This is a genomic window from Nocardia pneumoniae NBRC 100136, assembly GCF_000308755.1.
Classification (GTDB): Bacteria; Actinomycetota; Actinomycetes; order Mycobacteriales; family Mycobacteriaceae; genus Nocardia; species Nocardia pneumoniae.
The window spans coordinates 67,498-77,254 of the sequence record NZ_BAGF01000025.1 but is presented as its reverse complement, the minus strand read 5'-3'; the positions used below and the strand labels follow the sequence as shown (position 1 = coordinate 77,254).

Sequence of the window (9,757 nt, the reverse complement as noted above, 5' to 3'; positions counted from 1 at the left end):
GCGTGGTCACGCTGCGCTGCCGCCTCCGGGCCTGACCTCTCATGCCGGGTCCTTTCCGAACAGCGCGCGGGTCGCGCCCGCCGTCACCACCGAGCCGGTGACGACGACGCCCGCGCCGGACACCATCTCGCCCTGTTCGCCGACTTCCTCGGCCATGGCGATCGCGGTCTCCAGCGCGTCCGGCAGCGTGGTCGCGGTGACCACCCGTTCGTCGCCGAACCGCTGCACCGCGAGATCCGCCAGGGTCTCCACGTCCAGCGCGCGCGGCGAGCCGTTTGTGGTGACCACGATCTCGTCGAACACCGGCTCCAGCGCGGCGAGTATGCCGTCGGCGTCCTTGTCGCCGAGCACCGCGATCACGCCGACCAGTTTGCGGAAGTCGAACTCGTCGGTGAGGGTCGCGGCCAGTGCCCGAGCGCCGGCCGGGTTGTGCGCGGCGTCGATGAAGATGGTCGGCGCACTGCGGACCCGCTCGAGCCGGCCCGGGCTGGTCACGCTCGCGAAACCGGCGCGCACGGCGTCGACGTCGAGCTGGCGCTGCGCGCCCGCGCCGAAGAACGCCTCCACCGCCGCGAGCGCGAGCACCGCGTTGCGTGCCTGATGTTCACCGTGCAGCGGCAGGAAGATCTCGTCGTACACACCGCCGAGGCCCTGCAACTCGAGCTGCTGCCCGCCCACCGCGATCTGGCGGGCGAGGACGCGGAACTCGGCGCCTTCGCGCGCGACCGCGGCGTCCACCTCGACGGCGCGGCGCAGCAGCACCTCCATCGCCTCCGGCTCCTGCTCGGCGATCACCGCGACGTTGTCGCGCGGCACCAGGCTCTCCGGGGCGCGTTTGATGATCCCGGCCTTCTCCTTCGCGATGGAGGCCAGATCGGGGCCGAGGTACTCGGTGTGGTCCAGGCCGATCGGCGTGATCACCGCGACCTGCCCGTCGATCACGTTGGTGGCGTCCCAGGCGCCGCCCATGCCGGTCTCCACGACCGCGACATCGACCGGCGCCTCGGCGAAGGCGGCGAACGCCATGCCGGTGAGCACCTCGAACTTGCTCATCGCGGGGCCGCCCGCAGCCGCCGACTGCTTATCGATCATCTCGACGAAGGGCAGCAGTTCCCGATAGGTCTCCACGTACTTGGCCGGGGAGATCGGCGCGTTGTCGATGCTGATCCGCTCGGTCGCCAGCTGCAGGTGCGGGCTGGTGATCCGGCCGGTGCGCCGGTGCAGGGCGGTGAGCAGCGCGTCGATCATCCTGGTCACCGAGGTCTTGCCGTTGGTGCCCGCGACGTGGATCGCCGGATAGCTCTGCTGCGGCGAGCCGAGCAGGTCCATCAAGGTGGCGATCCTGGTGAGCGACGGCTCGATCTTGGCCTCCGGCCAGCGCTGGTCGAGTTCGGCCTCGACCAGCGCCATCTCGGCCAGTTCCACGGGGGACGGCCCGGAGCCGAGCCGCGCGCCGCCACGGCGCTCGTCGTCGCCGTACTGCGGTTCCGGCTCGTGGTTCACTTGCCGCTCAACTCCGCCAGGCGGGACTCGATTCGCGCCACCTCGGCGGAGGCGACCTGCTGCCGGTTCTTGATCTTGTCGACGACGTGCTCGGGCGCCTTGGCCAGGAACGCCTCGTTGCCGAGCTTGGCGGCGGTGCCCTGGAGTTCCTTCTGCGCGGCGGCCAGGTCCTTTTCCAGGCGGCGGCGTTCGGCGTCCAGGTCGATCGCGCCGGAGGTGTCCAGCTCGACGGTCACCGTCGCCGTGCTCAGCCGCACCTCCACCGAGGCGGTGGCGGCGAAATCCGCGCCGGGCTCGGTGAGCCGCGCCAGGTTCGCCACCGACGCGGCGAGCTCGCCGAGCCCCGCGGCGTCCACGCCGATCAGCTTGGCCGCCACCTTCTGCTTGTCGGCCAGGCCCTGATCGCTGCGGAACCGCCGGATCTCCGTGATCAACCGCTGGGTGTCCGAGATACGTTGCGCCGCCGCCTGATCGGCGGGCACGCCGGAGGCCTGCGGCCACGGCGCGACCACCACCGACTCGCCGCCGGTCAGCGCCTGCCACAGCGCCTCGGTGACGAACGGGATGACCGGATGCAGCAGGCGCAGCACCGCGTCCAGCACCGCGCCGAGCACCAGCTGGGTCGCCTCGGCGCGCGCGCCCTCGGCGGCGAACTGCACCTTGGCCAATTCCAGGTACCAGTCGCACAGTTCGTCCCAGGCGAAGTGGTAGAGCGCCTCGCACGCCTTGCCGAACTCGTAGGCGTCGAACGCCGAATCGACTTCGGCGCGCACCTCGTCCAGCCGGTCCAGGATCCAGCGGTCGGCATCGGTGAGCTGGGCGCGGTCGGGCAGCTCGCCCACTCGCGCGCCGTTCATCAGCGCGAACTTGGCCGCGTTGAACAGCTTGGTCACGAAGCTGCGCGAGGCGAGCACGTGCGGCTCGCCCACCGAGAGGTCACCGCCTGGCTGCGCGCCGCGCGCAAGGGTGAAGCGCGTGGCGTCGGCGCCGAAAGCGTTGATCCAGTCCAGCGGGTCGATGCCGTTGCCGCGCGACTTGGACATCTTCTTGCCGAACTGGTCGCGGATCAGGCCGTGCAGGAACACGTCCTTGAACGGCACCTGGCGCTCGCCGCCCTTGCCCGTGGTGAGCACGGCATCCTCGGCGACATAGGTGCCGAACATCATCATCCGCGCCACCCAGAAGAACAGGATGTCGTAGCCGGTGACGAGAACGCTGGTGGGATAGAACTTCTCCAGTTCGGCCGTGGCATGCGGCCAGCCCATGGTGGAGAACGGCCACAGCCCGGAGGAGAACCAGGTGTCCAGCACGTCCGGGTCCTGCACCCAGCCCTCGGGCGCCTGTTCGTCGGGGCCGACGCACACCACCTCGCCCTCGGGGCCGTACCAGATCGGGATGCGGTGGCCCCACCACAGCTGACGCGAGATGCACCAGTCGTGCATGTCGTCGACCCAGCCGAACCAGCGCGGCTCCTGGCTCTTCGGGTGGATCACGGTGTCGCCGTTTCGCACCGCGTCACCCGCGGCCTTGGCCAGTGATTCCACCTTCACCCACCACTGCATGGACAGGCGCGGCTCGATCGGCTCGCCGGTGCGCTCGGAGTGTCCGACGCTGTGCAGGTACGGCCGTTTCTCCGCGACGACGCGGCCTTCCTCGGCGAGCCGCTCGCGGACCTTGACCCGCGCCTCGAAACGGTCCATGCCGTCGAATTCGGTTCCGGTGCCGGTGATCCGGCCGCGCTCGTCCATGATGGTCGGCATCGGCAGGCCGTGGCGCAGGCCGATCTCGAAGTCGTTCGGGTCGTGCGCGGGTGTGATCTTCACCGCACCGGAACCGAATTCGGGATCGACGTAGTCGTCGGCAATGATCGGGATCTGCCGGCCGGTGATCGGGTGTTCCAGGGTGGTGCCGATCAGGTCGCGGTAGCGCGGGTCCTCGGGGTGCACGGCCACGGCCGTGTCGCCGAGCATGGTCTCCACCCGGGTGGTGGCCACGATGACGTGCGGTTCGTCGTCGCTGAGCGAGCCGTAGCGCAGCGAGACCAGCTCGCCTTGCACGTCCTCGTACTTGACCTCGATGTCCGAGATCGCGGTGCGCAGTTCCGGCGACCAGTTCACCAGCCGCTCGGCGCGGTAGATCAGGCCCGCGTCGTAGAGCCGCTTGAACATGGTCTGCACGGCGCGGGACAGGCCATCGTCCATCGTGAAGCGGTCGCGGCTCCAGTCGACGCCGTCGCCGAGCGCGCGCATCTGCCATTGGATGGCGCCGCCGGACTCGCGCTTCCAGTCCCACACCTTCTGCACGAACAGTTCGCGGCCGAAGTCTTCCTTCGTCTTGCCGTCCACCGCGAGCTGCTTCTCCACCACGGTCTGGGTGGCGATGCCCGCATGGTCCATGCCGGGCAGCCAGAGCACCTCGTAGCCCTGCATGCGCTTGCGGCGCGACAGCGTGTCCATCAGGGTGTGGTCGAGCGCGTGGCCCATGTGCAGCGTGCCGGTGACGTTCGGCGGCGGCAGCACGATCGAGTACGGGGGCTTGCCGCTGGCCGGGTCCGCGGTGAAATAGCCAGCCGCTACCCAGCGCTCGTACATCTCGGCCTCTACGTCGCTGGGGGTCCAGCTCTTGGGGAGGGCATCGGCACGATTACGCGTGTTGTCAGGGGCTGCGCTGGTCACCCCGCGATTCTAGAGCGCGTCGATCCGTCCACTTCGGGTCGGTCGACCGCCTGGCGCCGGGTCGGCCGAATCCGGCGCGGATCCGCCCCGCACGCCGATCGGCGTCGGCAGCGGAACTCGGGTGGATCCAGCGCCCATAGTCGGCGGCCAGCTACGCGACCGCGTGGGTCGAGGGCACTCGCCCGGGCGATCGACAGTGCGCATTCCGGGCTGGAGACAAAATAAGGCGGAGTCTTCGGTGGATGAGGGACACCGAACACTCCGCCTATGCCAGTAGCTTACCGGCGATCCGAGACCGGCCCCGGAATCCATAAGTAATTCTCAGCTTCCGGCGTTTTGTACCCCGGGGATTCCACTTATCGCGCGAGCGCGGTGGCGTCGGCCATCACCAGGTCTCCGTTGATCGCGATCGCGGCGGTCGAGCCCGCGCCCGCCGCCGAGATCACCTGGGCCGCCGGGTTGGCGACGTTGCCCGCGGCCCAGACGCCCGGAACGCTGGTGCGCCCGGCCGGGTCGGTGACCACCCAGCCGTTGTCGTCGAACGCGCAGCCCAGCGCGACGAGCAGGGCGTCGTCGGCGCGGAAGGCCGGGGCGACGAACATCGCCGTCCGCGGCACCACCCGCCCGTCGGACAGTTCCACCCCGCGCAGTGCGTCGTCCACCACGAGCCGCGCGACCTCCCCTTCGACCACGCGCACTCCGCGCGCGTCCAGGTGGGCGCGGTCGCCGTCGGACAGCGCCATCGTGTGCGAAAAGAAGAGCACATCCTCCGACCACTGCGGCAGCAGCAACGCCAGGTGCACCGCACGCGCCACCGCGCCCGGCTCCCGGCCGCCGAGCACGCCGATCGGCTGGTCACGGACCTCGTAGCCGTGGCAGTACGGGCAGTGCAGCACGTCGCGGCCCCAGCGCTCCCGCACGCCGGGCAGGTCCGGCAGTTCGTCCCGCAGCCCGGTGGCGACCAGGACGCGGCGCGCCCGCAGCGGCCCGCAGCGTTCCAGCCGCAGTGTGTAGTCGTCCACGGACCCTTCCGCGTCGATGACGACGTCAGCGATCACGTCCCCGCCGTAGCTCGTGACCTCCGCGACGCCGGTCGCCAGCAGATCCGCGGGCGGCATCCCGTCGCGGGACAGGAACCCGTGCATGTGCTCGGCGGGCGCGTTGCGCGGCGCGCCCGCGTCGACCACCGCGACGCGGCGCCGAGCCCTGGCCAGGACCAGCGCCGCGGACAGTCCCGCCGCGCCGCCACCCACGATCACCACGTCATATGTGCTGCGTATGCCCGCGCCTCGCGGTCGTTCCGCTCCGGCGCGGGAGTGCTCGGCTGTGCCCGTTGTTCGCTCGCTCATCCGCGATCACCTCCACCGGCAGATTGCCGTCCCGCTCGCTTGTTCGGCAACGAATGTTGCCGATTTCGGGAAAAGGCGGTGCACTGGTGACATGACCACGCAACCGGCCGTCGCCGCAGCACTAGCCGACATCGGCCCGCGACTCAAGGCGCTGCGCACCCGTCGCAACGTCACGCTCACCGCGCTGGCGGAGAGCACCGGGATCTCCAAGAGCACGCTGTCGCGATTGGAGTCCGGCCAGCGCAAAGCCAGTTTGGAGCTGCTGTTGCCCATCGCGATGGCCCACCAGGTGCCCTTGGACGAATTGGTGGCCGCGCCCAAGATCGCCGATCCGAGAGTGCACACCACGGCACGAAAGATGAACGGGCTCACCATAGTCCCGCTCACTCGGCAGCCAGGGCCGCTGCAGGCGTTCAAGATCATCATTCCACCCGATCGCGGCGAGCCGGACCCGAAGGTGCACGAGGGTTTCGAGTGGCTCTACGTGCTGTCCGGGCGGCTCCGGCTGGTGCTCGGCGAGCACGATCTGGTGCTCGGGCCGGGCGAGGCCGCGGAATTCGACACCCGCCAACCGCATTGGTTCGGCAGCGCGGGCCGCGGGTCGGTGGAAATCCTCAGCCTTTTCGGCTCCCAGGGCGAGCGAATGCACCTGCGCGCACGCTCGGCGGGACGGAAACGCGGGTAAGAAAAACCAGGGTTTTCCCGGTTGCCGAACGGGTCGCGGCTGGGGACTCTGGGAGGGGTGAACCCCCCGCTCGAAGCCCTGCCGACGCACGCCCCCGAACCCCGGTTGCCGATCCTGTCCCCCGAGACCCTGCACGATCTACGGGGACATGCCATCGAGGAGTTGCGGTATCCGGCGTCGGCGGCGCTGATCGTCGCGGGCATCCCCGGCGCGGGCAAGAGCACCGCGCTGCGCAAGTTCTTCAGCGCCGAATCCGATGCCGTCGAGCCCTCGCACGGGCCCGAAGGCGCGCTGGTGCTCGACTCGATGCAGGCGCGGAACCGCTTGCGGCCCAGGCTGTGGTGGCTGCCCTACCTGCTGTGGCGCCCGGTGGTGCATATCGCGCATTTCCGGGCGATCCGCACGGCGTTACGCGACGGCACCGGTCCGGTCGTGATCCACGATTGCGCGACCTTCCGCTGGACGCGCACGCTGATCGCGCGCTGGGCAGCGGATTACGGCCGCGAACTGCACCTGCTCATGCTCGACGTGCCCGCCGCCGTGGCGCGGGCGGGCCAGTACGCCCGCGGTCGCCGGATCAACCGCATGGCCTTCACGATTCACGTGTGGCGCTGGCGTCAGCTCATGCACGAGATCGCGACCGAGCACCCTACGACCGACGCCGCGTCGCGTTCGGTGGTCATCGTCGACCGCGCGGCGGTCGACCGGATCCGTCGCGTGGTGTTCGCCTCTTGATGGGCGCTGTCGGACGCGGTCCGTCATCAGCCCGCCCATGGCCGGAGCGAAGAGGGAGGCACGCCCTGACCGGCCGACTCGCTGGTCGCGTCAGGGAACCAGAACGGTGAGCGCCGAGGGGACCGCGCGGATGGTGATCGGCAGGGTACCGGCCGGTTCGCCGTCGGCAGTGGCGGGCGCGCCTGGCGCGCTGAGCGTGACGGCCGCGGCACGGTACTGCTTGACCTCCGGATGGTTCTGACGCTTTCCCGCCGACAGCGCGGGCAACAGGCGCAGCATCTCCCTGCGGGACAGCGCGCCGACCACGGTCAGGTCGAGCAGTCCGTCGTCCATGACCGCGTCCGGGCAGATCAACATGCCGCCGCCGTAGGTGCGGGTGTTGCCGACCGCGACCATGACCGCCTCGGTTTCCAGCCGGGAACCCGTGCCGGGGTTGACCAATCCGTCGGTTACCGCATCGGTCAGTTCGACGCGGTAGGGCACGGTGAAACGCCCGGAGATCTCGGCCAGTGCCGCGACGGTGTAGCGCAGCCTCCCTTTCGGCCAGCGCATAGCGTTGGCGCGCAAGGTGACCCGCGCGTCGAATCCGGTACCGGTCACGGTGGCGAACCACATCGGCGCGGCCGGACCGGTGGACTCGATCCGGCCCAGATCAATCGCCCTGGTACGCCCGCGCACTACGAGATCGGCCGCGGCGACCGGGTCATCGGTCGGCACGCCGAGTTCCCTGGCCAGATCGTTGCCGGTGCCCGCGGGGACCATGCCGAGCGCGACGCCGGTCTCGGCGACGGCCGCGAGGGTCACGTTGATCAGCCCGTCGCCTCCGATGCAGACCACCGCGTCGGGCTTCGCGCCGCTGACGCCCGCGATCGAATCGCGTACCTGCCGAACCGATTCGGCAGCTGTGGTGCCGCACACCTCGGTCACCTCGACGCCGCAGGCGCGGAACCGGGCGATCGCCGCGTTCGCGACGTCGCCGCTCTTGCCGTGGCCGGACCGCGGATTGGTCACCACGGTGACCGCCCGCACGGGCGAATGCTCGGTCACGGCACCAACTTTCCCGGGTTCAGGATGCCCGCCGGGTCCAGTTCGGCCTTCACCGCGCGCAGGACGCGCACGCCGAGATCGCCGACCTCGTCCGGCAGCCACGGACGGTGGTCGGTACCGACCGCGTGATGGTGGGTGATGGTGCCACCCGCCGCGACGATGGCGTCGCCCGCGGCGCGCTTGGCGGCCAGCCACTGGCCGAGCGGGTCGTCCAGCTGCTTGGCGACGACGGTGAAGTACAGCGAAGCGCCGGTCGGGTAGGTGTGCGAGATGTGGCACATGACCAGTGCGGGCGTCCCTTGCTCGCTCAGCGCGCCGGTCAGCGCCGCGGTCACCTCCGCCTTCAGCGCCGCCAGGTTCGACCAGGTGGTCGCGGTCTCCAGGGTCTCGCACAGCACGCCGACGTCCAGGAGCGCGTCGCGGAGGTACGGCGCCGCGAATCGACCGTGCTCCCACTCCTGCGCTGGTCCCGCACCCAGCGGTGTGCCGCCCGCGGCGGCGAGCAACTCGGCCGCCTCCGCGCTGCGCGCCGCCACATGCGCCGCGCTGCCCTCGTAGGTGGTGATGACCAAACAGCCCGCCACCGGACTACCGCCGATATCACCGGAGCGGGCCAGGTTGATCCCGGTCTCCGCTTCGTCGGACAGCCGCAGCACGGTCGGCGCCGCGCCCGCCTGCACCACCGAGCGCAATGCGGCGGCACCCGTTTCGAAGTCGGGAAACGACCACGCTTGGTAGGCAACGGTTTCCGGGAGCGGATGCACCCGCAGGGTGATCTCGGTGATGACACCGAGCGTTCCCTCCGAACCGACGAACAGTTCCCGCAGATCCGGTCCCGCGGCCGAGGCGGGGGCGCGACCGAGTTCCAGCGTGCCGCTGGGCGTGGCGATCTTCAGCCGCTGCACCATGTCGTCGAAGCGGCCGTAGCCCGCGGACGCCTGTCCGGACGACCGCGTCGCCGCGAACCCGCCGATCGTGGCGAACTCGAAGCTCTGCGGGAAGTGGCCGAGCGAAAGGCCGTGCTCGGCGAGCAGTTCCTCCGCGCGCGGACCGGTGAGTCCTGCGCCGAGTGTCGCGGTGCCGCTGACCGGGTCGATGTCGGTCACGCGATCGAGCCTGCGCAGGTCCAGTGCGATCACCGCGTCGAAACGGCCGCGCACCGGATCGACGCCGCCGACCACACTGGTGCCGCCGCCGAACGGAACCACCGCGACGGCGTGCTGCGCGCAGTAGGCGAGCACCGCGAGCACCTGGTCGTGATCGGCGGGGAAGACGACGGCGTCGGGCGCGTCCTGCGGGCCTTCGGCGCGGCGGCGCAGCAGATCGGGCGTGCTCTTGCCACCGGCGTGCCGCAAACGGTCGCGGTGGTCGGCGGACACGTTGCCGTCGCCGACCACCGCGACCAATCCGGCTCGCTGCGCGGGCGTCAGCGCCGATTCGCGCAGTGGCACGTCGCCCTCGTCGCGGCGCGCCACCGGGTGGCCGGACAACCCGAAGACCTGCGTCAGCAAGGCACGGATGCGCTCCGACAGCGGCTGGTGTCCAGCCGGGATTCCCCAGGCATCCCAGACCATGTCCGCCGCCGAGCGCACGCCGGTCTTCGTCGCGAGGGCCGGATCCCCGGCGATGTGCCCCCGCATCATGCCCGCACCTCGTCGGCGCTCGGCTCCGGCATACCGCCCTGGCCGCTCGGTCCCCTGGTCGCTCCATCCACCATGCGTTACAGTTTGACATAGACTGTCAAGCAGTAACGAACATTCGGC

General features: G+C 70.4%; 7 protein-coding genes. 2 read left to right on the top strand and 5 right to left on the bottom strand.

The window, feature by feature from the left end; genetic code table 11:
* Window positions 1-39 precede the first annotated feature (39 nt).
* The 3 genes from folC to ON34_RS06865 all read right to left on the bottom strand — a co-directional run bounded on the left by folC (window position 40) and on the right by ON34_RS06865 (window position 5,527).
* The gene (folC, locus tag ON34_RS06875; protein ID WP_040775794.1) at window positions 40-1,425 is read right to left on the bottom strand and encodes a bifunctional tetrahydrofolate synthase/dihydrofolate synthase; all 1,386 of its coding nucleotides are present in this window, start codon (window positions 1,423-1,425) and stop codon (window positions 40-42) included.
* A 74-nt stretch (window positions 1,426-1,499) separates the two neighbouring features.
* Window positions 1,500-4,178, bottom strand: a complete 2,679-nt coding sequence (locus ON34_RS06870; protein ID WP_040775745.1) for a valine--tRNA ligase — start codon at window positions 4,176-4,178, stop codon at window positions 1,500-1,502.
* 356 nt (window positions 4,179-4,534) lie between these two features.
* Window positions 4,535-5,527, bottom strand: coding sequence for an NAD(P)/FAD-dependent oxidoreductase (locus ON34_RS06865; RefSeq protein WP_174372008.1), 993 nt, complete (start codon window positions 5,525-5,527; stop codon window positions 4,535-4,537).
* 91 nt (window positions 5,528-5,618) lie between these two features.
* Between ON34_RS06865 and ON34_RS06860 the strand changes: the two genes are divergently transcribed.
* Together ON34_RS06860 and ON34_RS06855 are read left to right on the top strand one after the other, a co-directional pair.
* On the top strand, window positions 5,619-6,212 hold the full coding sequence (locus ON34_RS06860; RefSeq protein WP_040775744.1) for a helix-turn-helix domain-containing protein: 594 nt from the start codon (window positions 5,619-5,621) through the stop codon (window positions 6,210-6,212).
* 57 nt (window positions 6,213-6,269) lie between these two features.
* Complete coding sequence (locus tag ON34_RS06855; protein ID WP_245547915.1) at window positions 6,270-6,947, top strand: AAA family ATPase; 678 nt, start codon at window positions 6,270-6,272, stop codon at window positions 6,945-6,947.
* Between the two features lie 90 nt (window positions 6,948-7,037).
* On the opposite strand, the gene ON34_RS06850 is transcribed toward ON34_RS06855, so the two are convergent.
* Window positions 7,038-7,994: a diacylglycerol kinase gene (locus ON34_RS06850; RefSeq protein WP_040775742.1), complete on the bottom strand. Its 957-nt coding sequence runs from the start codon at window positions 7,992-7,994 to the stop codon at window positions 7,038-7,040.
* Entirely contained in the window at window positions 7,991-9,568 is a 1,578-nt protein-coding gene (locus ON34_RS06845) for an FAD-binding oxidoreductase (protein ID WP_051022217.1), read from the bottom strand. Before ON34_RS06845 ends, ON34_RS06850 begins: the two co-directional genes overlap by 4 nt.
* Window positions 9,569-9,757 lie beyond the last annotated feature (189 nt).